Below are 26976 nucleotides of genomic sequence, written 5' to 3'. Positions count from 1 at the left end.
ATGACCTAAGCCGCCCGCCGGCCCCCGGATCAGGCTGGCGTCCTGGGAGTGCAACGGAAGGGCGGCCCGATGGATGTGCAGGTGACGACGGGGTCGGTTCCGGACGCGGAGAAGGCGGAGTTCTGGGGCGGCGCGGTGTCGCGGACGCTGGTGCCGGTGGAGGTCGTCCCGCGCGCCGGGCGGCCGTTCGACGGGCGGCTGACGGCGCACCGGCTCGGGTACGTCCGGATCTCGACGCTGGAGGCGGACTCGGTGCGGGTCTCCCGTACGGCGGCGTTGATCGCCGGTTCCCCGCGGGCCGAGCCGCAGGTGGGGGTCGGGGTCCAGGTCGCGGGCCGGGCCGTGCTGGAGCAGGACGGGCGCCGGGCGGAGGTGCCGGAGGGCGGGCTGGTCCTGTACGACACGGCGCGGCCGTACGCGGTCGACTACCCGGAGCGTTTCCGTACCCACCTGTTCCACCTGCCGCGCCGGCTGCTGGGCGTGCCCGAGCGCGAGCTGCGGCAGGTGGCGGGTACGGCCGTCGGCCCGGCGGAGGGGTGCGGGCCGGTGCTGCTGCCGTTCCTCGGCACCCTCGCCACGTCCGCGCACGCCTACCCGGCCCCGGTCGGTGACCGGCTGGCCGGAAGCGTCGCCGACGTGGTGAGCACGCTCGTGGCCCAACTGGCCGCCGTGCGGGCGGCCGAGCAGCCCGGCGCCCGGAACGGCCACCTGGTCCGCCGGGTGCGGGAGCACATCGACCACCACCTGTGCGACCCGGAGCTGTCGCCCGAGTCGATCGCCCGGGCCCACCACGTCTCCGTGCGGTACCTGCACCGGCTCTTCGAGGACGAAGGGGTGACGGTGAGCCGGCTCGTCCAGCGGCGTCGACTGGACGCCTGCGCCCGGGAGTTGGGACGCCGCAGCCGGACCGCCCCGACCGTGTCGGCGATCGCCCAGCGGTGGGGCTTCGTCAACCCGACCCATTTCAGCCGGGTCTTCCGGGCCGCGTACGGCGTCTCGCCGCGCGAGTGGCGCGAGCTCAGGGCCGCGGAGGCCGGCTGACGGTCCGGGCGCTGCGGCCGGGGCGATTTCCTCCTGCGGTTCTTCCTGGTCCGGGGCGGTGCACGGCGATGGGATGGTCCGGTCCGTCCGAGAACCCGCCCGAGGAGTGCCGATGCCCGTCGTTCTCGACACCGCCCCGGTTCCGACCGCCGAACGAGCCGAGTACTGGCACGAGGCGGTCTCCCACACCTTCATCCCGCTGGACGTGTCGCTGCTGGAGAGCGCGCCCGCCGCCGCGACCATCACCAGCCGGCGCGTGGGCGCCCTGCAGGTCTCCCGGGTGCAGGCCGGTCCGCAGCAGGTGGTGCGCAGCGCCGGCCTGATCGCCGGCGGCGGCGAGGACCACCTCACGCTGGCGCTCCAGCACCGCGGGACCGCCCGGCTCGCGCAGGACGGCCACCAGGTGCTGCTCCGGCCGGGCGGTTTCGCGATCTCCGACGCGGGGCGGCCGTTCACCAAGGAGTTGTCGGAGCCGTTCGACTTCACGGCCTTCCACTGGCCGCGCGCCGCCGTGGGCGTGTCCGACGAGGACCTGCGGGTGCTCACGGCGACGGCCTTCGACACCGGCAGCGGCACCGCGGCGTTGGTGTCCGCCTACCTGCAGAACCTGGCTCGCTCGGCCGACTCGCTCGAACCGGCCGTCGCGGGCCGACTCGCCACCACGGCCCTGGACCTGCTCGCGGTGCTCGCCGACGAGCGCCGCGGCCGGTCGGTGCCGGACGCGCCGGAGGCGGCCGGTGTCGCGCTGGCGCGGGTGAAGGACCACATCCTGCGCCACCTCGGTGACCCCGACCTGTCGCCGGAGCGGATCGCCGCGGCCAACCACCTGTCGGTGCGGTACCTGCACAAGCTCTTCCACTTCGAGAGCCTGACGGTGGCCCGCTGGATCCAGCGGCAGCGGCTGGACATGGCCCGGCGGGACCTGGCCCGCCCGACGGCGGGTCAGCTGACGGTGGCGGCGGTCGCGGGCCGGTGGGGGTTCGTGAGCGCCAGTCACTTCAGCCGGGCCTTCCGGTCCGCCTACGGCGTCTCCCCGAGCGAGTGGCGCGAGGGCGTCAGGTACGGCGTCGCCGCCTGACCGACGGCCTGTCGGATCACGGCTGCGCACGACCGATGGTCTGTCAGATCGCGGGCGGGGTATGACCGACGGTCTGTCGGATCGCCGGAGCCTCAGTCGAAGTGGGTGGGCGGGGCGGGTGTCCCTACGGCGAGGGCTGCGAGCGCGGTCCGGGCCAGCTCGACCAGGTCGGCGGGGACGCGGTCCTCGAAGGTGAGGACGGTGCGGTACTCGGCCCCGGCCTCGTCGTGCTCCCCGAGGTGGACGAGGGCGTGGGCCAGGTGGAGGTGGGCCTTGGCCGCCACCCGGTGGTAGCCGCGCAGCTCGAGCTGCCCGCGGGTCGGGCGCAGGGTGTCGACCGCCTCGGCCCAGTGGCCGCGGTTCAGGTGCACGAGGGACACGTAGTAGGTGGCGATCAGCCGGGTGAGACCCCGCACGCTCTCGGGTATGCGGTCGGCGTAGTGCGGATCGGCGAGGACCGTCAGGACCTCCCGGTGGGTCTCGATCGCCTCCTCGAAGCGGCCGGCCATCTCCAGCAGCCGCAGGCTCAGGTTGCAGGCCGGGAGGTAGCCGTTGACGTCGTCCACCGCCATGAAGAGGTCCATGGCCAGCCGGCAGTGGTCGGCAGCGGAGGAGGTCGCGCCGACGGCGGCGTCCAGCACGCAGAACCGGTTGTGCGCCCGGGCTTGCTGGGTCAGGTCGCCGCAGGCCCGGGCCAGGTCGAGCGCCTGCGTCGCGGCGGCGACCGCGTCCTCGTACCGGCCCTCGCACACCCAGTACGCCCAGGCGAGGTCGTTCAGGTGGCCGGCCTGGTGCGCGGGTTCGCCCAGGGCGGCGGCCGCCCGGGCCGCGGCGTCGAAGACCTCGATCCAGTGGTCCGCGGACACCCAGTTGTCGGAGACCAGGCACATGGCCGCACCGATCTCGTCGACCGCGGCGTGCTCGCCGAGTTCGGCGGCCTCCCGGAAGGCGGCCAGCCAGTTGGCGCGCTCCGCCTTGAGCCAGCCCATGGCCTGCTCGGGGCTCGCCAGGGCGGCCGGTTGCCCGCGGTCCGGGGCCGGCGCGCCGTGGCCCGGTTCGTGCCACCGTCCGGCGGTGGCGGCGGTGTCGAGCAGCCAGCTGCGCAGCCGGCTGCCGGAGGCGGCCGACCGCGCCTCGCCGTCCTCCTGGCGCAGCTGCGCCCTGGCGTACAGGCGCAGCAGGTCGTGCAGGCGGTACCGGTCTTCCCGATGGGTCATCAGCAGGCCCGCCTCGAGCAGTTCCTCCAGCAGGTCCTCGGCGTCGAACGGGGAGACCTGTGCGAGGACGGCTGCCAACGGGATGCTGAAGTCCGGCCCGGGGATCAGCGACAGCAGCCGGAACATCCGGGCGGCCGCCGGAGCGAGGCGTGAGTAGGACAGCGAGAAGGCGGAGTTGACGCGCAGGTCGCCCGCGCTGAGCGAGTCCAGCCGGCGGTCCTCGTCGGTGAGCCGGGTGGCCAGCCGCTGCAGGCTCCAGTTCGTGCGGGTGGCGGCCCAGTTGGCGGCGACGCGCACGGCGAGCGGCAGTTGGCCGCACAGCTCGGCGATCGTCCGGGCCGCGTCGGGTTCCGCGTCCACCCGGGCGGCGCCGACCACCGCACGCAGCAGGGAGCCGGACTCCTGCGGATCGAGTGCGGGCAGTTCCACCCGCCGCACCCCCTCCAGGCCGGCCATGGTGTGACGGCTGGTCACCACCACCAGCAGCCGCCCTTCGCGCGGCAGCAGGGGGCGGACCTGGGACTCGTGGCCGGCGTTGTCCAGGACCAGGACCCCGTGGACCTTGCCCGCGGCTGCCTGGTAGCGCGCGAGGCGTTCCTCGGGGCTCAGCTGGACCAGGTCCTGGTCACCCGCGCCCCAGGCCGCCAGCAGGCGCAGCACCGCCTCCTGCGGCGACAGCGGCTGCGCGTCCAGCCCCTGCAGGTCCAGCAGGAAGGCCCCGTCGGCGAGTTCCGGCGCGAGCTGTTCGGCCAGCCGGACGGCCAGCGAGGTCTTGCCGCTGCCCGGCGCGCCGAACACCACCGCCACCGGCGGTGCCGCGCTCCCCTCGTCCGCCGCGCTCCGGTGGGCGAGTTCGCGCAGCGCGGTGAGCTCCGCCCGCCGACCGACGAAGTCGCGGACGCCGCGGGGCAGCGCGCAGGGCGGGGCGGTGACGGCGGCCGCGGGCCGGTGGCCGGTGCGGCCGGTGCGGGCGACGGCCAGGAGTTCGGCGTGCGCGGCCTCGTCCAGCGCGAGGCCCTGGGCGATCGCGGTGACGGTGCCGCGCTGCGGACGCAGGCTCCGGCCGCGTTCCATGTCGCCGATCGCGCGCCCCGAGACGCCGGAGGCCTCCGCCAGCTCCTCGATCGTCAGACCGCGGGCCTGCCGGAGCTCCCGCAGCAGCCGGCCGAACCGCGTCCCGCCCTCGTCACTCATCGCACTCCAGCCCGTTCCGCCGTGGTCTTCCGGACCATTCTTACCGTCCCGGAGGAGATGGACGAAACGATCGAGTGCGCGGAGCGGCTGGAAGGTGTGCGCCGTCGGGACAGTCCCCCACCTGCACGTTCCTAGCCTGGTGAGCACCAGTCAGAACGACGAGATCCGAAGGTGATCACCATGTCCGAGCAGCAGGGCGTCGGCGCCGGCCCGACCCTGGAGCCCGAAGCCCAGGCCTTCGCCGAGGCCACCGCGAACCCGCCGTACCTCTTCGAACTGGCCCCGGCCAAGGGCCGCGAGGCGGTCGACCAGGTGCAGTCCGGCGAGGTCGCCGCGCCGGAGACCGACGAGGAGTGGGTCGAGGTGGCGGGCGGCCCGACCGGCTCGGTCCGCGCCCGGATCGTGCGCCCGGCCGGTGCCACCGGTCCGCTCCCCGTCGTCCTCTACATCCACGGCGCGGGCTGGGTGTTCGGCAACGCCCACACCCACGACCGCCTGGTGCGCGAGCTGGCCGTCGGCGCGCACGCCGCGGTCGTCTTCCCGGAGTACGACCTGTCACCCGAGGCCCGCTACCCGGTCGCGATCGAGCAGAACTTCGCGGTGGCCCGCTGGGTGGTGACCGACGGGGCCACCAAGGGGCTGGACGCCACCCGCTTCGCCGTGGCCGGTGACTCCGTGGGCGGCAACATGAGCGCGGCGCTCACCCTGATGGCCAAGGAGCGCGGCGGCGTCCCGCTGGTGCTGCAGGTGCTGTTCTACCCGGTCACCGACGCCGCCTTCGACACCGACTCCTACCACCGGTTCGCGACCGGCTACTTCCTGCGCCGCGACGGCATGCAGTGGTTCTGGGACCAGTACACCACCGACCCCGCCCAGCGCGCCGAGATCACCGCCTCCCCGCTGCGCGCGACCGTCGAGCAGCTCACCGGACTGCCGCCGGCGCTGGTCATCACCGGCGAGGCCGACGTGCTGCGCGACGAGGGCGAGGCGTACGCGGTGAAGCTGCGGCAGGCCGGCGTGCCGGTCACCGCCGTCCGGTTCCTCGGCACCATCCACGACTTCGTGATGCTCAACGCGCTGCGGCCGTCGAGGTCCGCGCAGGGCGCCATCACGCTCGCGGTCCAGACGCTCCGCGAGGCGCTCCACCAGGACACCCCCGGCACCCTGAAGGAGTCGGAATGACGAACGACACTCCCACCGTGGTGCTGGTGCACGGCGCGTTCGCCGACGCCTCCAGCTTCGCGCGGGTCATCCCCGCGCTGCTGGCCGACGGCCTGCAGGTGGTGGCACCGGCCGTGCCCAACCGCAGTCTGACCGGCGACGCCGCGTACCTCGCCTCGGTGGTCCGGCAGATCCCCGGCCCGGTCGTGCTGGTCGGCCACTCCTACGGCGGCGCCGTGATCACCGTCGCCGGCGCCGAGGAGAACGTCAAGGCGCTGGTGTACCTGGCGGGTTACGCGCTGGAGGAAGGGGAGAGCCTGGGCGCGCTGCAGGGCCGCTTCCCCGCCTCGGAGCTCGCGGACGCGCTGGTGTACCGGCCGTTCCCGCTGGAGGGCGGCGGCGAGGGCACCGACGTCTCGGTCGAGACCGACCGCTTCCCGGCGATCTTCGCCGCCGACGTGGACCCGGCGCTGGCCCGGGTCCTCGCGGTCTCGCAGCGCCCGCTCGCCGCCGCGGCCTTCGCCGAGGCCGCGCCGGTCGCCGCGTGGCGGACCAAGCCGTCCTGGGGGCTGGTCTGCACCGCCGACCGGACCATCAACCCCGAGGTCGAACGGTTCGGCTACCGGCGGGCCGGGATGACCACCGTCGAGGCCGACTCCTCGCACCTGGTGATGCTCTCCCGGCCCGAGCAGGTCGCCGACCTGATCCGCACCGCCGTCCGCTCCGTCACCGCCTGACCGGGAGAACCCATGACCAGCCAGCCCCGACTCCACCAGCACGGCCCCGAGGTCCACGCGTTCGGCACCGTCACGCAGTTGCCGATCGCGCTGGCCCACGACGCCCGGCAGTACTCCTGCCAGCGGCTCAACCGCATCCTCGCGGACACCCAGTTCCTGTACGCCCTGTACAAGAAGCACCACTGGGGCGCGCACGGCCCGACCTCGTACCAGCTGCACCTGCTGTTCGACAAGCACGCCCAGGAGCAGCTGAACCTGGTCGACGTGCTCGCCGAGCGGGTGCAGAGCCTGGGCGGCGTCGCCGTGGGCGATCCCCGCCACGCCGCCGAGATCACCGGCGTGCCGCGTCCGCCGGACGGGGTCGAGGACGTGCCCGCGATGCTCTCGCGGCTCCTCGACGCCCACGAGACGATCCTGGCCGAGGCCCGCGACGCGGCCGGCCGCACCGCGCAGCTCGGCGACGACGGCACCCAGGACCTCCTGGTCTCCCAGGTCATCCGCACCGGTGAGGCCCAGGTCTGGTTCCTCGCCGAACACCTCGTGGTCACCCCCCGACCCGGGGCGTGACCGGTGGGCGGGGCCCGCCCACCGACGGGCCCCGCCCGCCCTGACCTCCCGTCAACTCCGTTCGAAGGAGACCCCGTTGCCCACCATCCCGACCCGTCGCCGTGCGGGCCGCGTCCTCGCACTGGCGTCGCTGCTCGGTGCCGCCGCCGCCACGCTGGCCCCGGCACAGGCCGTCGTGGCCGCCGATCAGCCCGCGGTCATGGCCGTCGACCGGCAGCCGGAGCACGACAAGCCCACCATCGTGCTGGTCCACGGGGCCTGGGCCGACGCGTCCAGCTGGAACCCCGTGATCAGCCGGTTGGTGAAGGCCGGCTACCCGGTCGTCGCGCCGCCGAACCCGCTGCGCGGCGTCCGGACCGACGCCGAGACCGTCGCCGACTTCGTCGCGACCGTCCCCGGCCCGGTGGTCCTGGTCGGCCACTCGTACGGCGGCATGGTCATCACCAACACCGCCACCCAGACCACCAACGTACGGGCCCTCGTCTACGTCGACGCGTACGTCCCGGACCAGGGCGACACCGTGTTCGCGCTCAACGCGGCGCAGCCCGGCTCCTGCGTCACGGCCGATCCGACGACCTTCCTCGACCTGGTGCCGTACCCCGGCGGACCGGCCGGCGATGTCGACGCGTACCTCAAGTACGCCCCCAACGGCGCCTATCGGGGCTTCGGCCAGTGTTTCGCGAACGGTGTCCCGGCGGCGCAGGCCCGGCTGCTGGCCGCGGGGCAGCGGCCGTTCGCCGTCAGCGCGGGCTCGGAGCCCTCCGGGCCGCCGGCCTGGAAGACCCTCCCGTCCTGGGCGGTCGTCGGGACCGAGGACCAGGTGATCCCGCCGACCGAACAGCTGGCCATGGCACGCCGGGCGGGCTCGCACATCGTGCAGGTCCCCGCCGGACACCTCTCCCTGCTGACCGCCCCCGACACGGTCGCCCGCACGATCACCGAAGCCGCGCAGGCCACCGGCTGACCGGCCGCACCACCCTCACCACCCAGGAGGTACCGTGCCCGGACGCCACCCGCTGCACGACCAGGGTCCCGCTCCCACGGCGCTCCCGCTGGAGGCCCGACTTCTCCTCGGGGAAGGCCAGTTCCTCGACCTGTCGGTGTGCTTCCGGTACTCCCGCGACGCACCCTTCGCCGTGGTCCTGGAGTTCCCCGACTCCGCGGCTCGCAGCGAGGCGTGGAGCTTCTCCCGCGACCTGCTCTGGGAGGGCCTGCACAAGCCCGCCGGCCTCGGCGACGTACGGATCTGGCCACCGTGCGTCTGCCGCGGCCGCGGACAACTGCGGATCATGCTCATCGGCCCCGACGGCACAGCCCTGCTCGGCCTCCCCGCCAGGCCACTGCGCAGCTGGCTCCGCAACGAGAGCTACGCCCTGGTCCCACGCGGCACCGAAGCCGAACTCATCGACTGGGAAGCCGAACTGAGCCACCTCACCGACGACCACTGAGCCTGGTCACCGGATCACCGAGCGGTCACTGACTCGCTCCGGGGAGACAGATGTTGAGGATTCAACTACAGTGTGAGCGTCGGCCCGCCCGGGCCGCCGCGAGAAGGAGGAGTCATGGAGCAGATCGTCGTCGACAACGCCGAGAAGTCGCGGTTCGAGATCCACGTGGACGGCGAGCGCGCCGGCTTCGCGGAGTACCACCGCTCGGGCGACGAGATCGCGTTCATTCACACCGAGGTCGACTCGCGCTTCGAAGGCCAGGGCCTGGCCGGCAAGCTGGCGCGCGCAGCGCTGGACGCGGCCCGCGAGCAGAAGCTCGCCGTGCTGCCCTACTGCCCCTTCATCCGGGGGTGGATCACCAAGCACCCGGAGTACGCCGACCTGGTTCCCGCCTCCCACCGCGCCAGGTTCGGCCTCTGAGCCGACCTAAGTTGGCCCCGAGGCGCAAGCAGCCTCGGGGCCCACGCCACAAACGGTCAGTTCCGGTGCAGGGCGAGCCTGGTGGCCAGACCGCCGCCGACGCCGAGGGCAACGGCCAGCGGCAGCCACCACAGCGGCCAGTGGGCCAGGCCGAGGGCGCCGTCGAGCGACCACTGGCCGGGGCCGGTGGCGGCCAGCACCGCGCCGATGACGATCAGGACGAGCGGGTACTCGAACCCGTCGTGCTGCACCCACAGCCCGTGCGGCCACTTGACGGTGAGGGCGACGGTCATCACGCCCATCACTCCCGCGGCGGCCAGCGGGGTGAGCAGGCCGAGCGCGAGCAGCAGCCCGGCGCCGAGCTGAGTGCCGCCCGCGGCGAGCGCGGTGAGCCGCCCGCCGCGGAAGCCGTCGCCGCGGAACTCCGCGGTGCCGCCGGCCAGTCCGCTGCCGCCGAGGTGGAAGCTGATCTTCTGGACGCCGTGACCCGCGACGAGCAGGCCGGCGACCAGTCGCAGCAGGAGAAGGCCCGTGTTCATGTCGGACTCCGGTGGTTCGGTGCCGGCCGTCAGCCGGCGGCGTGCGGGTTGATCATCGACTGGGCGTAGACGATGCCCATGCCGTAGGCGCCGCCGTGCTCCTTCACCAGGTCCGTCACGGCCACGTAGGTCTCGGCCCGGGCCCAGTCGCGCTGGAGCTCCAGCAGCACCTGCACCCAGGTGACCGGCACGGCCCCGGCGGCGGTCATCCGCTGGAGGGCGTGCTCGTGCGCCTGCGGGCTCACGCCGCCGGAGGCGTCCGCGACCACGTACACCTCGTAGCCCTGCTCCAGCGCCGACAGCGCAGGCAGGACCAGGCAGACCTCGGTCCACAGGCCCGACAGGATGATCTTGCTGCGGCCGGTCGCCTTGACCGCCTCGACCAGGGCCGCATTCTCCCAGGCGTTCATGCTGGTCCGGTCGATGACCTCCTGGTCGGGGAAGACCTCCCGCAGTTGCGGGAGGATCGGACCGGAGAAGGACTCCGCCGCCACGGTGGAGAGCACCACCGGTACGTCGAAGACCTTCGCAGCCTTCGCCAGGCCGACGGTCGAGTTGATGATGGAGGTGCGGTCGCCGCTGCCGGTGCCGAAGAACATCTGCGGCTGGTGGTCCACGAACAGCATCATCGCGTTGTCCGGGGTGAGCAGATCGGGGCTCGGGCCGGCCTGGACGGCGGCGATGTCAGCCATGGTTCTTCTCCTTGGCACGTGAGGGAGTTGACGGATCGTCAGGACGCTCCCGCCGGGTCGACGGGGCGTCACGTCCGGCGACGCTAGTGCGCGTTGCCCGCCCCGGCTGCTCGCTCCGTGCCCGGGGCTGTTCCGACACTGCACCGCCGGCGAACCGCAGCTCAGCCGCCCCGCACCGTGCACTGCGAGGCCATCGGCAGTGCACTGCGAAGGCACTCCGGACACAGTCGCCCGCCTAGGTTCGCCGGGGCGGTCCCACCGGGCCGGCCTGTCAGCGGAAAGGCGAACTCGCCGCGCTAACCCTCGCGGCAGCGCCACGGCCGGCCGCCTGAAACCCCGTGCGGCCGCCCGCCGCGCTCAGTCCGCACTGACCTCCCGCACGCCGAGCCATCGACCGCCACCGCCCGAAGGGAAACCCCCGTTGTCCAGCATGCCCGTCACCGGCATCCGCCCCGGCGCGCCCGACCGGCCCGCCGACCTCGTCCTCCGCAATGCCAAGGTGCACACCAACGACCCGCGTCGCCCCCGGGCGAGCGCGCTGGCCGTCCGGGACGGACTGATCGCCGCGGTCGGTGACGACGCGGACGTCGTCCCGCTGGTCGGCCCCGACACCCGGGTCGTCGACGCGCTCGGTCGCCGGGCCGTCCCCGGACTCAACGACGCACACGTGCACGTCATCCGCGGCGGTCTCAACTACGTGCTGGAGCTGCGCTGGGACGGGGTGCCGACGCTGCGTCAGGCCCTGGCCATGCTCCGGGTCCAGGCGGAGCGCACCCCGCCCGGCCAGTGGGTGCGGGTGGTCGGCGGCTGGTCCGCCGACCAGTTCGCCGAGCGGCGGCTGCCCACCCTGGACGAGCTCAACGCCGCGGCGCCCGACACCCCCGTCTTCGTCCTGCACCTCTACCAGTCGGCGCTGCTCAACCGGGCCGCACTGCGCGCCGCAGGCTTCACCCGCACCACCCCGGACCCGGTCGGCGGCCAGATCGTCCGCGGCCACGACGGCACCCCGACCGGTCTGCTGGTCGCCGCGCCGGGCGCGCTGCTGCTCTACTCCACCCTCGCCAAGGCGCCGACCCTGGACGAGGCCGACCGGGCCGCCTCCACCCGGCACTTCCTGCGCGAGCTGAACCGTTTCGGCCTCACCTCGGCGATCGACGCCGCCGGCGGCTTCCAGTCCTTCCCCGAGAACTACGGCACCGTCATGGAACTCGCCGCCCGCGGCGAACTGACGCTGCGGATCGCCTACCACCTCTTCCCGCAGACCGCCGGACAGGAACTGGACGACCTCACCTGCTGGGTCAGCACCGTCCGCCCGGGCGACGGCGACGCCTGGCTGCGCCTCAACGGCGCCGGCGAGAACCTCACCTGGGCCGCCGCCGACTTCGAGAACTTCACCGAACCCCGCCCGCAACTCGGCCCGTACGAGGCGCAGTTCGAGAAGGCTGTCCGCCTGCTCACGGAGCACGGCTGGGGCTTCCGGCTGCACGCCAGCTACGACGAGACGATCCGCCGCGACCTCGCTGTCTTCGAGCGGCTCGCCGCCGAGGGCCTCTTCCCGCAGGGCAACCGCTGGCTCTTCGACCACGCCGAGACCGTCAGCCCCGACAGCCTCGACCGGATCGCGGCGCTCGGCGGTGCCGTCTCCGTGCAGAACCGCCTCTCCTTCCAGGGCGAGGCCTTCCTCTCCCGCTACGGCGCACCGGTCGCCGCCGAGGCGCCCCCGCTGCGGGCCATGCTGGACCGCGGCCTCACCGTCGCGGCGGGCACCGACGCCACCCGGGTCTCCTCCTACAACCCCTGGGTCGCCCTGCACTGGCTGGTCTCCGGCCGCAACGTCGCCGGACGCCGCCTCGCCGCCGCGCACAACCGGCTCAGCCGCGAACAGGCCCTGGAGCTGTACACCCTGGGCGGCGCCCGGCTGACCGGCGAACAGGACGTCAAGGGCCGCCTGACCGTGGGCAGTTACGCGGACGTCGCCGTGCTCAGTGCCGACTACTTCGCCGTGCCCGAGCCCGACATCCCGCACATCGAGGCCGTCCTCACCGTGGTCGGCGGACGGATCGTCCACGGCACCCACGAGCACCAGGGCCTCGCCCCCGACCTGCCCGCGATCACACCGCCCTGGAGCCCGGTCGCCCGCTTCGGCGGCTACCACGCCACCCCCGCGCCCGGCCCGGGCCTCCGGCAGGCCGAGCTGGTGGCGGAGGCCGCCGCGGCCTCCGACGAGCAGCGCGGCTGGCGCGAAGCACGCGGCCTCGCCCTGCCCGCGCAGGGTGCGGCGCCGCTGGACCCGTGTTTCTTCTGACGACCCGTCACTTCCGAGAGGAACCCGCATGAGCACGCCCGCAGCCGACTCCGGCGCCGTCGACCGGCCGAAGCCGCTTCCCGGCCCGCAGGTCCACGACCGCCATCCGCTGGCCCTGGCCCTGTTCGCCCTCACCGCCGTCAGCGGGCTGATCGACGCCGTGAGCTACCTCGGCCTCGGCCACGTCTTCACGGCGAACATGACCGGCAACGTCGTCGTCATCGGCTTCGCCCTGGCCGGAGCCCCCGGGTTCTCCGTCCTCGGCTCGGTGACGTCGCTCGCCGCCTTCCTGCTCGGCGCGGGACTGGCCGGCCGGCTGGCCGGTCCGCAGCCCGACTCCGGCCGGGGGCGGCGGCTGCGCTCCGCGCTGGCCCTGGAGGTGGCGCTGCACGGCGTGGCGGCCGCGGCCGTCTTCGCCTGGGGCGTGGCCGGGACCGCGCAGTACGTCGTCATCGCGCTGCTCGCGCTGGCGATGGGCATCCGCAACGGCACCGTGCGCGGCCTCGGGGTGCCGGACCTCACGACCACCGTGCTCACCCTCACGCTGACCGGCCTGGCGGCCGACTCCCGCCCGGCCGGCGGCACGGCGCCGCGCCAGCGCCGCCGGATCCTCGCGGTCGTCACCATGCTCGCCGGGGCCGCGCCGGGCGCCGTCCTGGTGCTGCACGGGCAGACCGCGTGGGCGCTGGTGGCCAGCGCGGTGCTGGCCGGCGCCACCGTCCTGCTGTACCGGGAGTAGCCCGGTACAGCAGTCCCCTTCTCCCGCCCGTCCCGCGTCCCTCCCGGAGACCTCATGGCCTCACCGGCTGCCCTGGAACTGTCCCGGTGGCAGTTCGCCGTCACGGCGATCTTCCACATGTCCTTCCCGGCCCTCACGGTCGGCCTCTCCGTGCTGCTCGCCGTCGTGCAGACCGTGTACGTGCGCACCGGCAACCCGCTCTACCAGCAGATCTTCCGGTTCTGGAAGAAGATCTTCGCGGTCGGCTTCGGCCTCGGCGTCGTCGCGGGCACCGTGATGACCTTCGAGTTCGGCCTCAACTGGGGCGTCTTCGCCCACGCGGTCGGGCCCGTCATCGGGGTGACCATCGGGATGGAGGTCATCACGGCGTTCTTCCTGGAGGCCGGTTTCATCGGCGTCATGCTCTACGGCGAAGGCCGGGTCAAGCCCCGCACCATGGCCCTCGCCTCCTGGATGGTGGCCATCGGCACCCTGCTGTCCACCACCTGGATCCTGTCCGCCAACAGCTGGATGCAGGACCCGGCCGGCTACACCGAGACGGCCGGCCAGTTCCACCCGAGCGACTGGACCGAGGTCCTGCTCAACCCGGCCTTCACCTACCGGTTCCCGCACATGCTGCTGGCCGTGCTGATCAGCGCGAGCTGGTTCGTCGGCGGCATCTCCGCCTGGTACCTGGTCAAACAGCGCCGGGCCGCCCTGCCGCTCGCCCGGCGCTGCCTGTCCATCGCCCTCGGCGTGCTCGCCGTCCTGATGCCCGTCCAGCTGTACCTGGGCGACGCCACCGCCGTCTTCATGGCCGAGCACCAGCCCGCCAAACTGCAGGCCTTCGAGGGGAACTGGCGCACCGACAACAACGGGTACAACCTGCTCGTCGTCCCCGACACCGACCGCGGCGAGAACGACCTGCGCGTCACGGTGCCGCACCTGGGCGCGGTGATCGGCCACGACCTCACCGGCCGGGCCGAGGTGCCCGGCCTGCTGCAGACCCCGCCCGACCAGCGGCCGAACATGTGGAGCGCCTTCTACGGCTTCCGCGCCATGTACGTCACCGCGCTGGCGATGTTCGCCACCGCCTTCACCGGGCTGGTGCTGCGCCTGCGCGGGCGGCTGTTCGACTCCCGCCGCTTCCTGCGCTGGCTGGTGTGGATGACCCCGGCCGGCGTCCTCGCCATCACCGGCGGCTGGATCACCGCCGAGACCGGGCGGCAGCCCTGGGTGGTCTACGGCAAGCTGCGCACCACGGACGCGCTCTCGCACCTGACCACCGCCGAGGCCGCCGCCTCGCTGGCCGCCTTCGTGCTCCTCTACTCGGCCCTGCTCGCGGTCTGGGTCCGCTACATCGTCCGCACCGTCAAGGCCGGCCCCGAAGCGCCGTCGGACACCGCCGCGCAGCCCGCTCCCGGAACGGAGGCCCCCGTTGCTTGAGTACGCGACCTACGCGCTCGTCCTGCTCGCGCTCGGCATGTACGTCGTCCTGGACGGCTACGACCTGGGTGTCGGCATGCTCAGCCTGTTCGCCAGGGGCGAGCGGCGCCGCGAGTACGGCGAGCTGATCGCCACCGCCTGGGACGCCAACGAGAGCTGGCTGGTGCTGGCCGGCGTCGCCCTGTGGGCCGGGCTGCCCGGCGTCTACGCGACCGTGCTGCCGGGGGTCTACCTGCCGGTGATCGGGCTGCTGCTCGCGGTCATCCTGCGCGGCATGGGGCTGGAGTTCCAGAGTGCCGCCGCCGGGTACCGGCGGGGCTGGGCACTGCTGTTCGGCGCCGCCTCGCTCGCCGTGACCCTCTGTCAGGGACTGGTGCTCGGCGGCGTGCTCTCCGGCCTGCGGCAGCAGGGCGGCTCGTTCGGCGGCGGCGCCTTCGACTGGCTCACCCCGTACAGCGTGCTGTGCGCGCTCGGCCTGGTGGTGCTCTACCTGCTGGCCGGTGCCGCCTGGCTGCAGGACAAGACCGAGGGCACCGCCCGCGAGCGGGCGGTGCGGGCCGGGCGTCCGCTGCTGGCGGGCACGGCCGTGGCCGCGCTGGTCCTCGCGTCCGACCTGGAGGACGCCGATCCGCAGCGGTTCGGCTTCGGCGAGCCGGTGCGGGCGGCGCTGTACTGGAGCGCGGTGGCCGGAGCGGTGATCGCGGGTGCGGTGGCTTGGCACGGCTTCGGACGGCGGCCGGACTGGCGGCCCTTCGCGGGCGTGGTCGCGGCCCAGGTCTGCGGGCTGCTGGCGCTGGTGGCCGCGACCGCTCCGGTGGTCGTGCCACCGGGGCTGACGCTCCATCAGGCGTCCAGCCCGCCCGGTTCGCAGGCCTTCCTGGTGGTCGTCGTGGGGCTGTGCATGCCGGTGGTGTTCGCCTACAACGCGTACGCGTGGTGGGCGTTCCGGGGCAAGTTCACGCCGCTGCCCGAGGCGCCGCTCGGGCCGCTGCGGGTACGAGCGGCCGGGCCCGTCCGGGCACGGCCCGAGCGCGGCGGTCTCGTGGTCCTCGTCCGGCGTGCGCTGCTCACCGTCCTGGGCGTCGGGCTGGCAGCCGTGTCCCAGGACGTCTTCGGCGGCGTCGCCACCTGGATCGACCCCGTGGGCATCGCGCTCCTCTCGGGGACGGCGCTGGCCGCGTGGATCGCCGGCGACCGCCGCGACCACCGGGCCGGGGTCTTCGACCTCGACCGCGCCGAGGCGGACCCCGCCCGGGGCGGGGCGTGAGCGCGCCGACCGCGCTGCTGGCCGAACTCGGCGGGCAGCCGCCGGCCGCGGGCCGGGACGACGAGGTGTCCGCCTGGCTGGACGGGTGGGCCGCGCCCGGTCGTGCGGAGTTGCGGTGGGCGGGCGTGCTGCGCGGGCTGGCGCCGCTGGGCACCGTCCTGTGGGCGGCCGGTCTGGCCTGGGCCGCGCAGCGCGGGCTCTACGGCCGGCCCGGGCAGGTCCTGCCCGGCGCGGGGCTCGTCCTGGCGGGGATCGCCGTCCGGTCCGTGCTGCTCTCCGCCGCCGACGCGGCTGCCGCGCGTGGCGCCCGCCGGGTGCGCACGGCCCTGCGCGGACGCCTGCTCGCCGCAGCGCTGCCCGCTACCGGCCCCGACCGGAGCGGGCCGGGGGACGCCGACCTGGCCGAGTCGTTGACCGGAGAGGTCGCACGGCTGACCGAGTGGCTCACCGAGTACGCCCCGGCCCGTGCCACCGTGCTGCTCGCCGGACGCGTGCCGACCACCTCCGGCCACATCCGGCTGGGCGGCGCCCCCGTCGAGGACCTGCCGGCCGAGGCCGTCGCCGAGGTGCTCACCTTGGTCGAGGCCGACGACTGGCTCGCCGACACGACCGTCGCCGCCAACCTGTGCCTGGCCGCCCCGCTCGCCACCACGGCGCAGATGCAAGCAGCCCTGGCAGGGGTCGGCCTCGACACCCTCCCCCCGGACACCCCGGTCGGCCCGGCCGGCCGCGCCCTCTCCCAGGGCCAGCGACGCCGCCTCGCCATCGCCCGCGCCGTCCTGCGCCGACCGCACATCCTCCTCCTCGACGAACCCACCGCCGGCCTGGACCGACCGACCGCCGTCGCACTCCTCCACGCACTACGCCGTACCCTGCCGGAGACCGCCCTCGTCCTCGCCCTGCAGGGACAGGATCTCACCCTCCTCCCCTGGCACCCGGACGTCATCGTCGACCTGACACCGGCTCAGCCGGCCCGCCGAACCGGTCGGACGCGTTCTGCCAGAGCCTCCGGCACCGCAACGATCTCCTGACCGTGCCTCCTCAGGGCAGCCGGCCGGCCGAATGCAGCATGTCGAACACCATCTGGTCCACTGCCGAGACCCGTGCGCGATCGCCGTATCCGAACCAGTCCAACTCCTCGATCTCGCTCGAGGCAACCAGCGGACCAGTGTGCTCGGCGGTGTAGCAGATCATCCGGAACTCGATGCGTCCGTCGGATTCCCTCCGCGTCTCGAACGTGCCGACGTGCACCATCGTGGCCGTGTCGACTCGGGACCGGAGTTCCTCGTCGATCTCGCGCGCCAGGGTCTCCGCATCGGACTCACCCGGTTCCCTCTTCCCACCGGGGAAGTAGAAGACGTCCACACCGCGGACACGCGTCACCAGCACCCGGCCGCCGCGCACCAGAACCCAGGCCACCTTCTCGGGTACCGCCTCGACCTTCTCCATGCCGGGACCGTACCCATCCAGGGCGAAGCGAAGTACTCATGGTGGATGCGCGCTCGTCCTGACCGGCAGTCACTCCAGCAGCCACGCCTCTTCCATGCGGATCGTGGCGTCCTCGGTGTGGCGTACCCGGAACTGGGACATCGCGAGGGCGTCATAGCCCCAAGGGCTGTACGGCGTCAGCAGGATGTGGCCGAAGTGCTCCCAGGGCACGGACGTCAGGTCACCGTCCAGGTCGACCCACTCCCCCGTGAGGACGTCGGCACTGATCCCGAGCGCGCGCACGACCGCGTGCGGGTCGCCGTCGACGTGGCACTGGTCCGTGGCCGTCCACCCTTCGGTGTGCAGCCTGAGCCCGCCGGGCAGGTGGACACTGGTCTCCGTGTGGTTCTCCCCGCAGTCCACGCTCGCCGACCCGACGATCCGGGCGTCGGGAAATCGGTCGGCCAGGGCATCGGTCTGCTCCAGCAGCGAGTCGTGGAGGCCGCGACCCGAGAGGGCGCAGTCCGAGATCGCGATGACGTTGCCCCAGCATCCGACCCGGACCAGGTCCAGGTCGGCCACCGTCCGCGGGGACTCGGGCCCGGCGTCGGTGAGGGGAAGTTCCTCGAGAACGGCCTCGATCGTGGGGAAGGACTCGACGAAGGCCCGAGCCCGTACCGGGTCGTGCGGGCCGAACCTCGCCACGACATCGGGAGTGGCAGGCGAGTACGGCCGGAACGGCGGCAGGACCACGGTGATGGCGCACTCGCCGTATCCCTTGAGCTCCCGCCCGGGCGGGAGCCGCCAGTAGTTGGTGTCGGTCACGGCCGTCACCGTAACGGCTGCCACCGACGCTGATCGACGGTCATCGTCTACGGCACGGCCAACACCGGCTGCTTTTACGGCCTCTGACGGCTGGTCATGGCCAGCCCGATGGATGCGTCGCTCCCTGCCGCTTCTCCAAATCGTCCGGCCGTCCGTGACCGAGCGGTCATGACGGGCCGGAGGCCACCGCCTTGCCTGCCGTGCGAGCAGGATGAGCGGTGGCCTGGCGCCGTCAGGCCGGGAGTCCGATGGCGCGTTCCTTGGTGCGGCGCTGCTGGATGACGACGGCGATGACGAGGAGGGCGCCCTGGGCGACGTTCTGCCAGAAGGAGTTGATGCCCTGGACGGTGAGGCCGTTCTCCAGCGCGCCGAGCAGGGCGACGGCGAGCAGGGTGCCGCCGACGCCGCCCTTGCCGCCCTTGAGTGCGCACCCGCCGAGCGCGGCCGCGGTGATCGCCTTCAGCTCGAGGCCCTCGCTGCCCGAGGTGGGCTGGCCGCTGCCGGTGCGGGCGGTGAGCAGCACGCCGGCGAGGGCGGCGACCACGCCGATCAGGCCGTAGACGGCGATCAGGTACTTGTTGATGTTGATGCCGGCCAGCCGGGCGGCGGTGTCGTTGCCGCCGATCGCGTAGAGGTTGCGGCCGATGTCGGTGTACCTGAGCAGGACATGGACGGCGCCGGCGACCGCGATGAGCATCCAGACCATGATCGGGAGTCCGGCGATCTTCCCTCGGCCGAGGAAGACGAAGACGGGGTTGTTGAGGACGTAGCCCTGGGCCCGGCCGTCGGAGAGCAGTTGGGCGAGGCCCTTGTAGGCGGCGAGCCCGGCCAGGGTGGCGATGGTGGGGTTGACCCGACCGTAGACGATGACCGCGCCGTTGAGGGCGCCGATGAGCAGGCCGACGGCTGCCGCTGCGGCGATGCCGATGAGGGCGTCGGAGCCGGTGGAGGTGAAGACCATGGCGCTCACGACCGAGGCGACGCCGGCCTGGGAGCCGACCGAGATGTCGAGGCCGCCGCAGATGATGACGACGGTCTGGACGACGGCGAGGAGCCCGGTGATGGTGGCGGCCTCGGCGATGACCTGCATGTTGTTCAGGCTGAGGTAGTTGTCGTTGAGCACCCCGAAGACGGCCAGCACCGCGACGAGGGCACCGATCAGGCTGAGGTTCTGCCCGCCGACGGTGCCGAGCAGGGGAAGCCGCTTGCCGGGCAGGCTGCGGTTCTTGGTGTCCGCGACGGTCGGCGGGGTGGTGGCGGTGGTCATGAGAGTGCTCCTGATGCGGTTGCGCTGATGTCGTCGGCCATGGCGAGTTGCAGGACGGCCTCCTCGGTGGCTGCCTGCCGGCTCAGCTCGCCGGTGACCCGGCCGTTCTGCATGACGACGATCCGGTCGGCGAGACCGAGCAGTTCGGGCAGTTCGGAGGAGATGACGAGCAGTGCGGTGCCCTGTTCGGCGAGGTCGGCGATGATCTGGTAGATCTCGGCCTTGGCGCCGACGTCGATGCCCCGGGTGGGCTCGTCGAGGATCAGCAGTTTCGGTTTGCGGGCGAGCCAGCGGGCGAGGACGACCTTCTGCTGGTTGCCGCCGGAGAGCTTGCGGACCTCGTGCTCGATCGAGGGGGTGCGCACCCGCAGCCGGTCGGTGTACTCCTGCGCCAGCTCGCGCTCGGCGCCGCGCCGCACGAAGCGGAAACGCCGCAGCCGCTCCAGTACGGCGATCGAGGTGTTGTCGCGGATCGTGCGGTGCAGGAACAGGGCCTGCGCCTTGCGCTCCTCCGGGGCCAGGCCGAGTCCCGCGCGGATCACCGCGCCGGGGTCGCCGGACGGCAGCGGACGACCGTCCAGGGTGATGCTGCCGCTGTGGACGGGCAGGTCGCCGGCGAGCGCGAGGGCGAGTTCGGAGCGTCCGGCGCCGATCAGGCCGGCCAGGCCGACGACTTCACCGGCGTGGACGCGCAGGTCGATGCCGTGGACCTGGTCGGTGGTCAGGTCGCGGACGTCCAGGACGACCCGGTCGGTGGCGACGGGCCGCCGGACGAACATCGTGGACAGGTCGCGACCGACCATCAGGCGTACCAGGTCGTCCTCGGTGGTGGTCCGGGCGTCCTGGACGCCGACCAGGGCGCCGTCGCGCAGGACGGCTATGCGGTCGGCGAGTTGGAAGATCTCCTGCATCCGGTGGGAGACGTAGACGACGGCGATGTCCTGGTCGCGCAGGCGGTTGATGAGCGCGAACAGCGCGTCGACCTCGTGCTCGGAGAGCGAGGAGGTCGGCTCGTCGAACGCGATCACCCGTGCCGTACCGGTCAACGCCCGCATGATCTCCACCAGTTGGCGCTGGGCGGGGGTCAGCTGGGAGCCGAGCAGGTCCGGGTCGAGGACGTCGGCGAAGCCGAGACGATCGAGGTCTGCGGTGATGCGACGACGCAGTTCGGCCCGGTCCAGGCGGCGGCCGAATGCCCGGGGAAGGGAACCGGCGTAGACGTTCTCGGCGACCGAGACGTGCGGAATGATCTCGGGTTCCTGCGGGATGATCCGGATGCCCGCGGCCCGTGCCTCCGCCGGGGAACGCGGGTCGACCGGTTGCCCGTCGAGCAGGACCCGGCCCTCGGTGGGCCGATGGTCTCCGGTGAGGATCTTCAGCAGGGTGGACTTGCCCGCCCCGTTCTCGCCCATGAGGGCGGTGACCCTTCCGCTGGGGAAGTCCAGGGTCACGTCGCTCAGGGCCTGGATCTCCCCGAATCGCTTGGTGATGCGCTCGACCCGTGCTCCGGTGGCGGCAGGCCGAGGCTCGGGAGGGCGGCGGTCCGGGGTCGAGCGGCGTGCTCTGCTCACTGCTGGGTCACCTCATGTGCGGAACGAAGGAGTGGAGGCAGCCGCCCGCCCCACCGGGCGGCTGCCGGGCGAAGTGGTCAGTTGCAGCCGACGCCGGCGCTCTTCCAGCTGGCGGCGTCGACCATGGTGGTGGGGGCGAACGCCTCGGCCGGCATGTCCTTGCCGTTCTTGAGCCGGTCGTACATGGTCTGGACGGCGAGCGCGCCGACGTCCTTGCCGTTGATGAACAGCGCGGCCTTCATGCCGGACGGCTTGCCGCCGCTCCAGTCCTTGCAGGCCAGGTAGGCGCCGAGGCCGACGCCGTCGATGTCGGCGGGGCTGACCCCGGCGTTCTGCAGGGCGGTGACGCCGCCCTGGACGTTCTCGTCGTTGCAGCCCCACACCACCCAGTGCTTGACGCCCGCGTTGGCCGTGACCGTGGCGGCGACCTTGTCCTGCGCGCCGGTGGGGGTGTTGTCGGTGGCGACGTCGACGTTCTGCACGCCGGACACGGCGGAGGTGAAGGCCTCCTTGGCGGCCTTGACCCGGTCGCCGCAGACCGTGACGTCCTGCTTCCAGGCCGAGATGATCCGCGTGTCGGCCGGATTCCAGCCGGACTTCTTGAACTCCTCGGCGGCGCGCTTGCCGACCTCGCCGCCCATCTGGGCGCCGGAGAAGCCGATCCGCGGCACCAGGTCGGACTTCGCGCAGGCGGCCGGGTCCGGCCCGGTGGCGCAGACCTGGTCGTCCGACGTGAGAAGGGCGATCTTGGCGTCCTTGGCGGTCTGCACCACCTGCGGGCCCACCGCCGGGTCCGGGACGACGATGATCACGCCGTTGGTCTTCTGCGCGATCGCCGCCTGCACCTCGCTGACCGTCTTGTTCGCGTCGTTGCCCAGGTTCACCACCTTGAGGTCGATGCCGAGTTCGGCCGCCTTCGCCTTGGCGCCGGCCGCCTCGCCGATGAAGTACTCCTGGTCGCCCTGCTTCTGCAGGTACGTGATCGAGACCTTCCCGTTCACCGGGGCGACCGAGGCGGCACCGGAGGCGGACTCCTGGCCGGTGGAACAGGCCGTGGTGGTCAGACCGAGGGCGATCAGCAGACCGGCGGCGGCACGGCGGTTGGTGGTTCGGAACATGAGGGGACGCTCCTTTGCGCCTTCGCCGCAGGGCGGCCCAGGCGCGGGTGGGGGTTCGAGGTGAGTGGTGACCGGTCGGGCGGCCATGGGGCTGACATGCAGGCTCCGGCGGCCCGTCAAACCACCAGAAACCAACAGGCTCAAACGTTACGTGACATATCACAGTGCCATTGCACTACGAAGTCAAGAGGATCGCCGGGCGATGTCGCCCCGTGATGCTCGCGTGCGGAGAGGTAGGCAACTAGCGACCGCTACAGGCAAGTTGCCTGTTTTCCGGACATTCTGCCCGGTTGTGCGCCGACACCGGGTCGTCCGAGCGGCTCCTTCCGGCCTCGCCCGACCCGTGCACCGCCCCCTGCGCTCCATGACGGCGCGTCAAGGAGGTGGTCCGGCAAGCGGGTTCGCGAGGCCGATGCGTGCAGGGTCTTGAGTAGTTGCCCCCCACGTGGCTAGCATGCGTTGCTTTCTGTTTGAAGATTCCTCCAGCCGTCGACCTCTGGAGATGGATTCAACAGAAACAGCCGAGATACCCCACACCCCCACCCGCTCACCTGGAGCACCCCCATGCGCCCACCCCTGCGCCCACCCATGCCCCGCGCCGTGCTGCACGCCCTCGCCGCGCTGTCGCTCGCGGCATCCGGACTCACCGCCGTCGTCGCCACCTCCACCCCTGCGGCGGCGCTCGACAACGGACTCGCCCTCACCCCTCCCATGGGGTGGAACTCCTGGAACACCCTGGGCACCGCGGTGACCCAGGAACAGGTCGTCCAGACGATCGACTTCATGTCCGCCAACGGCATGGTCCAGGCCGGCTACAACACCGTGACGATCGACGACGGCTGGTCGCTGTCCCACCGCGACGGCCAGAGCACCGATCTGGTGAAGAACTCCTACGGTGCGATGCAGTTGTACGACTCCAACCGCAACCCGACGAGCGGCACCGACGGCAGCGGCTTCGATCCGACGACGGGCCACCTGATCCCGGACCCGAACCACTTCCCCTCACACGTCGTCAACGGTCAGACCCTGAACGGGATCCAGTACCTGTCCTGGTACGCCCACAGCAAGGGCATGAAGTTCGGCCTCTACGCCACCGACACGTACACCACCTGCCAGGGCCACCCGGGCAGCCTCGGGCACGAGTCCACGGACGCGACCGACTTCGTCGCCTGGGGCGTGGACTTCGTCAAGTACGACGACTGCCCCTACGGTCCGCAGATCATCGGCCCGGACGGGTACGACTACTACACCCAGGGCGAGGGACGGGAGTTGACCCGCTCCATCTACGCCCGCACCCAGGACTTCCAGCGCGCCCTGGACTCCGCCTCCGCCGCCCAGGGGAAGCCGCGGGTCGCGCTCAGCGTCTCCGCCCAGCCCGTGCACTCGGGTGTCCCGTACCTGCTGGCCGGGGACGACCCGGCCCGGACCGACCCGGTCATCCGTGCGACCGGCACCCCCGCCCGTCAGGCCCCGGGCTACGCGCCGACCGGCGTCTGGTGCGGCCAGGTGGCGAACCTCTGCCGGATCGGCGGCGACCGCGGCCCCGACCTGGAGGGCGTGCTGTACAACGGCCAGTTGCGGACCGCCCTGCAGTACCCGGGCAACGTCCGGGCCGGCAGCTGGAACGACATGGACATGATGTTCGCGGGCTGGCTGAACCCGTACGGGGTCTACGGCGTCACCGACACGTGCACCTGCCACAAGCCGATGAGCGACACCGAGTCGCGCAGCGAGATGTCGGTCCTGGCGATGATGGCCTCCCCGCTCATCTCCGGCGCGGACCTGCGCAGCACCGCCGACTCCCAGCACACCGACAACGGCCTCACCTGGTCCACCGGCATCGGCGCCTCCGCACTGGCGATCTACAAGAACGCCGACGTCATCAAGGTCGACCAGGACGCCCTCGCCAAGCCCGCCACCCTGGTCGGCAACCCGCCGAACAGCAGCACCGCCCCGATCGTCCTCAAGCGCCAACTCTCCGGCGGGGACACCGCGGTCCTCCTGCTCAATCAGGACCCGACCAACGCCCAGACCGTCTCGACCAGCCTGAGCGCGCTCGGCCTGACCGGCCCCGGCTACTCCTCCAAGGAGCTGTGGACCGGTGCCACCGGCAACATCACCGGGCCGATCAATGCCTCGATCCCCGCGCACGGCGTCGCCATGTACCGGCTCAAGCCGCTGCCCACCACCATCCCCGCCACCATCGTCGGCGACGGCCGCTACCACTCCCTCACCGCCGGCGGCACCGGCGGCCAGGCCCTCGAGGTCTCCGGCACCTGCAGCTCCCCGCTCGGCTCCTCGGCCGACATCAACACCTGGTGGACCGACCACACCTCCGAGCAGTGGACCTTCACCACCAACCCGGACGGCACCGTCCGGATCAGCGACAACTGCTACACCCCCACCCACCAGCACACCGTGCTCGCTGCCGGCACCCAGCCCGGCAACAGCGCTTACCTGCTCAACTACTCCGCCGGCAACCCCTGGCAGGAGTGGAAGGTCGTGCAGAACACCGCCACCGGCGCACTGACCATCACCAACGTCGCCACCGGCCTGATTCTCGACACCACCTCCACCACGCCCACCTCCGGCGTCGTCACCAACACCCCCAACGGCAACACCCCCGGCCAGAGCTGGACGCTGCTGTCCTGACGGCCCGTCACCCCGTGAGCCCGGGTCGCGCCTGCCGGAGCCGCGCGCCGCGGCCGGCGCGACCCGTACCAGCACCACCTGTCCCGTTCCGCATCCCTGCACCACAGGAGGAAGAGCCTTGCGCTCATCACGCAGCACGCCGCGCCGTCGGTTCGCCTCGGCGTTGACCGCGCTCAGTCTGCTCACCGGAGGCGGCGCCCTCGCCGTCGGATTCCAACTCGCCACCGCACCGGCCGCGTCGGCGCTGGACAACGGGATCAACCTGACCCCGCAGATGGGGTTCAACAACTGGAACACCACCGGGTGCGGGTCCGAGTTCAACGAGGACCTGGTCAAGGGCATGGCCGACCTGTTCGTCAGCAAGGGCCTCAAGGCGGCCGGCTACCGGTACGTCAACCTCGACGACTGCTGGGCGCTGCCGCAACGCGACGCCGCCGGCAACCTGGTCCCCGACCCGGTGCGCTTTCCGCACGGCATCAAGGCGCTCGCCGACTACGTGCACGGCAAGGGCTTGAAGTTCGGCATCTACTCCAGTGCCGGCACCAGGACCTGTGACGTCCGGGGCTTTCCGGGCGGCCTCGGCCACGAGCAGCAGGACGCCGACCTGTGGGCGTCCTGGGGTGTCGACTACCTGAAGTACGACAACTGCAACAACCAGGGCGTCGACGCGCAGACCCGCTACCAGGCGATGGGCGACGCGCTGAAGAAGACCGGCCGCCCGATCCTGTACAGCATCTGCGAGTGGGGCTCCACCGGCCCGTGGAACTGGGCACCGCCGGTCGGCAACTCCTGGCGCACCACCGGCGACATCAGCGACACCTGGCAGAGCATGATCGCCATCGCGCACGCCAACCAGGGCCTGTCCGCCTACGCCAAGCCCGGCGCGTACAACGACCCCGACATGCTGGAGGTCGGCAACGGCGGCATGACCGGCACCGAGTACCGCACCCACTTCAGCCTGTGGGCCGAGATGAACGCCCCGCTGCTGATCGGCGCCGACCTGCGCACCGCCCAGCAGGAGACCCTCGACATCCTCACCAACACCGACGTCATCGCCGTCGACCAGGACCCGCTCGGCAAGCAGGGCTCCGTCGTCTCAGGCGACAACGGCCTGGTCGTGATGAGCAAGCCGCTGGCGGACGGCAGCCGCGCGGTCACCCTCACCAACGAGGGCTCCTACGACGCCACCATCACCACCACGGTCCAGACCGTCGGTATCGCCGGTGCGCCCTCGTACACGGTCAAGGACCTGTGGTCGAAGAAGACCACCACCAGCACCGGCAGCATCAGCGCCACGGTTCCCGGCCACGGCACGGCCATGTTCCGGGTCACCCCGAGCGCGCCCGTCCCGCCGGCCACCGGCATGAGCTACCTGAGCGACCTGCCGTTCCTCAGCCAGTCCAGCGGCTGGGGCCCGGTCGAGCGCGACCACAGCAACGGCGACTGGGCAGCGGGCGACGGCCACACCCTCGCCATCCGCGGCACCACCTACGCCAAGGGCCTGGGCGTCAACGCGTCCAGCGACATCACCTTCCACCTCGGCGGCGCCTGCAAGAACCTGGTGACCAGCGTCGGCATCGACGACGAGGCCTACGGCAACGGTTCGGCGGTCTTCCAGATATTCAAGGACGGCACCAAGGCCGCCGACAGCGGGAAGCTCACCGGCAAGGACCCCGCCAAGAAGCTGACCGCCGACCTCACCGGCGCCACCACCCTGCGCCTGGTGGTCACCGACGCCGGCGACGGCACCAGTTGGGACCACGCAGACTGGGCCGACGCCGAGATCGCCTGCGGCAACGGCCCCGCTGCCGGCGCGCACCAGCTCTCCGACCTCACCTGGTCCTCCGCGAGCAACGGCTGGGGCCAGGTCGAGAAGGACATGAGCAACGGCGACAACCAGTCCGGCGACGGCCACACCCTCACCATCGGCACCACCACCTACGCCAAGGGCCTCGGCGTCAACGCGTCCAGCGAGATCGTCTACTACCTCGGCGGTTCCTGCACCACGCTGACCACTGACGTCGGCGTCGACACCGAAGCCATGGGCCGTGGCACCGTCGCCTTCCAGATCTACAAGGACGGCGCCAAGGCCGCCGACAGCGGCCTGGTCACCGCCTCGACCGGCGTCAAGCACCTCACCGCCGACCTCACCGGCGCCAACGAGCTCCACCTCGTGGTCACCGACGGCGGAGACGGCAGCAACAGCGACCACGCCGACTGGGCCGGTCCCGTCCTGACCTGCTGACACCCGCTCGGTTTCCGCCGCGACGTCGAAGGCTCCGCCG

23 protein-coding genes and 1 pseudogene are annotated in these 26976 nt (G+C 72.4%); 16 read left to right on the top strand and 8 right to left on the bottom strand.

The window, feature by feature from the left end; translation table 11 throughout:
- Positions 1-69 precede the first annotated feature (69 nt).
- Together ACWD4U_RS16405 and ACWD4U_RS16400 are read left to right on the top strand one after the other, a co-directional pair.
- On the top strand, positions 70-1041 hold the full coding sequence (locus tag ACWD4U_RS16405; RefSeq protein WP_449787207.1) for an AraC-like ligand-binding domain-containing protein: 972 nt from the start codon (positions 70-72) through the stop codon (positions 1039-1041).
- 112 nt (positions 1042-1153) lie between these two features.
- Positions 1154-2119 (top strand): AraC-like ligand-binding domain-containing protein, encoded by a 966-nt coding sequence (locus tag ACWD4U_RS16400; RefSeq protein ID WP_363454376.1) that lies wholly within the window; start codon positions 1154-1156, stop codon positions 2117-2119.
- Between the two features lie 92 nt (positions 2120-2211).
- On the opposite strand, the gene ACWD4U_RS16395 is transcribed toward ACWD4U_RS16400, so the two are convergent.
- Positions 2212-4530 (bottom strand): helix-turn-helix domain-containing protein, encoded by a 2319-nt coding sequence (locus ACWD4U_RS16395; RefSeq protein ID WP_363454374.1) that lies wholly within the window; start codon positions 4528-4530, stop codon positions 2212-2214.
- 180 nt (positions 4531-4710) lie between these two features.
- Here ACWD4U_RS16395 and ACWD4U_RS16390 point away from each other — a divergent pair, with 180 nt between their 5' ends.
- The 6 genes from ACWD4U_RS16390 to ACWD4U_RS16365 all read left to right on the top strand — a co-directional run bounded on the left by ACWD4U_RS16390 (position 4711) and on the right by ACWD4U_RS16365 (position 8863).
- Complete coding sequence (locus ACWD4U_RS16390) at positions 4711-5712, top strand: alpha/beta hydrolase (protein ID WP_363454372.1); 1002 nt, start codon at positions 4711-4713, stop codon at positions 5710-5712.
- Positions 5709-6428, top strand: coding sequence for an alpha/beta fold hydrolase (locus tag ACWD4U_RS16385; protein WP_363454370.1), 720 nt, complete (start codon positions 5709-5711; stop codon positions 6426-6428). Before ACWD4U_RS16390 ends, ACWD4U_RS16385 begins: the two co-directional genes overlap by 4 nt.
- A 12-nt stretch (positions 6429-6440) precedes the next feature.
- Positions 6441-6995 carry a Dps family protein gene (locus tag ACWD4U_RS16380; protein ID WP_363454368.1) on the top strand — a complete coding sequence of 185 codons (555 nt, stop codon included), beginning with the start codon at positions 6441-6443 and terminating at the stop codon, positions 6993-6995.
- A gap of 76 nt (positions 6996-7071) precedes the next feature.
- On the top strand, positions 7072-7959 hold the full coding sequence (locus tag ACWD4U_RS16375) for an alpha/beta fold hydrolase (RefSeq protein ID WP_363454366.1): 888 nt from the start codon (positions 7072-7074) through the stop codon (positions 7957-7959).
- 34 nt (positions 7960-7993) lie between these two features.
- Positions 7994-8443, top strand: a complete 450-nt coding sequence (locus ACWD4U_RS16370) for an SsgA family sporulation/cell division regulator (RefSeq protein WP_363454364.1) — start codon at positions 7994-7996, stop codon at positions 8441-8443.
- Between the two features lie 114 nt (positions 8444-8557).
- The gene (locus ACWD4U_RS16365) at positions 8558-8863 is read left to right on the top strand and encodes a GNAT family N-acetyltransferase (RefSeq protein ID WP_363454362.1); all 306 of its coding nucleotides are present in this window, start codon (positions 8558-8560) and stop codon (positions 8861-8863) included.
- 56 nt (positions 8864-8919) lie between these two features.
- Here ACWD4U_RS16365 and ACWD4U_RS16360 read toward each other — a convergent pair whose 3' ends face one another.
- Positions 8920-9402 carry a DoxX family membrane protein gene (locus ACWD4U_RS16360; protein ID WP_363454360.1) on the bottom strand — a complete coding sequence of 161 codons (483 nt, stop codon included), beginning with the start codon at positions 9400-9402 and terminating at the stop codon, positions 8920-8922.
- A 29-nt stretch (positions 9403-9431) separates the two neighbouring features.
- Positions 9432-10094, bottom strand: coding sequence for a hydrolase (locus tag ACWD4U_RS16355; RefSeq protein WP_363454358.1), 663 nt, complete (start codon positions 10092-10094; stop codon positions 9432-9434).
- Positions 10095-10524: 430 nt separating this feature from the next.
- On the opposite strand from ACWD4U_RS16355, the gene ACWD4U_RS16350 reads away from it, so the two are divergent.
- Genes ACWD4U_RS16350 through ACWD4U_RS16330 form a run of 5 tightly spaced genes read left to right on the top strand, consistent with a single transcriptional unit; the run spans position 10525 to position 16861 of the window.
- A complete protein-coding gene (locus tag ACWD4U_RS16350; protein WP_363454430.1) occupies positions 10525-12399 on the top strand; it encodes an amidohydrolase in 1875 nt (624 codons plus the stop codon).
- A gap of 28 nt (positions 12400-12427) precedes the next feature.
- A complete protein-coding gene (locus tag ACWD4U_RS16345) occupies positions 12428-13138 on the top strand; it encodes a YoaK family protein (RefSeq protein ID WP_363454356.1) in 711 nt (236 codons plus the stop codon).
- A gap of 54 nt (positions 13139-13192) precedes the next feature.
- On the top strand, positions 13193-14563 hold the full coding sequence (locus ACWD4U_RS16340) for a cytochrome ubiquinol oxidase subunit I (RefSeq protein ID WP_363454354.1): 1371 nt from the start codon (positions 13193-13195) through the stop codon (positions 14561-14563).
- A complete protein-coding gene (locus ACWD4U_RS16335; protein WP_363454352.1) occupies positions 14556-15830 on the top strand; it encodes a cytochrome d ubiquinol oxidase subunit II in 1275 nt (424 codons plus the stop codon). Before ACWD4U_RS16340 ends, ACWD4U_RS16335 begins: the two co-directional genes overlap by 8 nt.
- Positions 15827-16861: an ABC transporter ATP-binding protein gene (locus tag ACWD4U_RS16330; RefSeq protein WP_363454350.1), complete on the top strand. Its 1035-nt coding sequence runs from the start codon at positions 15827-15829 to the stop codon at positions 16859-16861. The genes ACWD4U_RS16335 and ACWD4U_RS16330 overlap by 4 nt, the downstream gene beginning before the upstream one ends.
- 10 nt (positions 16862-16871) lie before the next feature.
- On the opposite strand, the gene ACWD4U_RS16325 is transcribed toward ACWD4U_RS16330, so the two are convergent.
- The 5 genes from ACWD4U_RS16325 to ACWD4U_RS16305 all read right to left on the bottom strand — a co-directional run bounded on the left by ACWD4U_RS16325 (position 16872) and on the right by ACWD4U_RS16305 (position 22039).
- Positions 16872-17279: an NUDIX hydrolase gene (locus ACWD4U_RS16325; protein ID WP_363454348.1), complete on the bottom strand. Its 408-nt coding sequence runs from the start codon at positions 17277-17279 to the stop codon at positions 16872-16874.
- A gap of 69 nt (positions 17280-17348) precedes the next feature.
- Complete coding sequence (locus tag ACWD4U_RS16320) at positions 17349-18083, bottom strand: DUF6333 family protein (protein ID WP_363454346.1); 735 nt, start codon at positions 18081-18083, stop codon at positions 17349-17351.
- 232 nt (positions 18084-18315) lie between these two features.
- Positions 18316-19350 carry an ABC transporter permease gene (locus tag ACWD4U_RS16315; RefSeq protein ID WP_363454344.1) on the bottom strand — a complete coding sequence of 345 codons (1035 nt, stop codon included), beginning with the start codon at positions 19348-19350 and terminating at the stop codon, positions 18316-18318.
- A complete protein-coding gene (locus ACWD4U_RS16310) occupies positions 19347-20921 on the bottom strand; it encodes a sugar ABC transporter ATP-binding protein (protein ID WP_363454342.1) in 1575 nt (524 codons plus the stop codon). The genes ACWD4U_RS16315 and ACWD4U_RS16310 overlap by 4 nt, the downstream gene beginning before the upstream one ends.
- A gap of 77 nt (positions 20922-20998) precedes the next feature.
- Complete coding sequence (locus ACWD4U_RS16305) at positions 20999-22039, bottom strand: substrate-binding domain-containing protein (protein ID WP_363454340.1); 1041 nt, start codon at positions 22037-22039, stop codon at positions 20999-21001.
- A gap of 564 nt (positions 22040-22603) precedes the next feature.
- On the opposite strand from ACWD4U_RS16305, the gene ACWD4U_RS16300 reads away from it, so the two are divergent.
- The 3 genes and pseudogenes from ACWD4U_RS16300 to ACWD4U_RS16290 all read left to right on the top strand — a co-directional run bounded on the left by ACWD4U_RS16300 (position 22604) and on the right by ACWD4U_RS16290 (position 26936).
- The gene (locus ACWD4U_RS16300) at positions 22604-24691 is read left to right on the top strand and encodes an alpha-galactosidase (RefSeq protein WP_363454338.1); all 2088 of its coding nucleotides are present in this window, start codon (positions 22604-22606) and stop codon (positions 24689-24691) included.
- A 274-nt stretch (positions 24692-24965) separates the two neighbouring features.
- Positions 24966-26483 (top strand): annotated as a pseudogene (locus ACWD4U_RS16295) (NPCBM/NEW2 domain-containing protein); the annotation flags it as partial.
- On the top strand, positions 26475-26936 hold the full coding sequence (locus ACWD4U_RS16290) for an NPCBM/NEW2 domain-containing protein (protein ID WP_449787209.1): 462 nt from the start codon (positions 26475-26477) through the stop codon (positions 26934-26936). The pseudogene ACWD4U_RS16295 and the gene ACWD4U_RS16290, both read left to right, overlap by 9 nt.
- Positions 26937-26976 lie beyond the last annotated feature (40 nt).

The sequence above is a fragment of the Kitasatospora sp. NPDC002522 genome (assembly GCF_053595195.1).
This window is presented reverse-complemented; position numbering and strand designations above follow the sequence as displayed.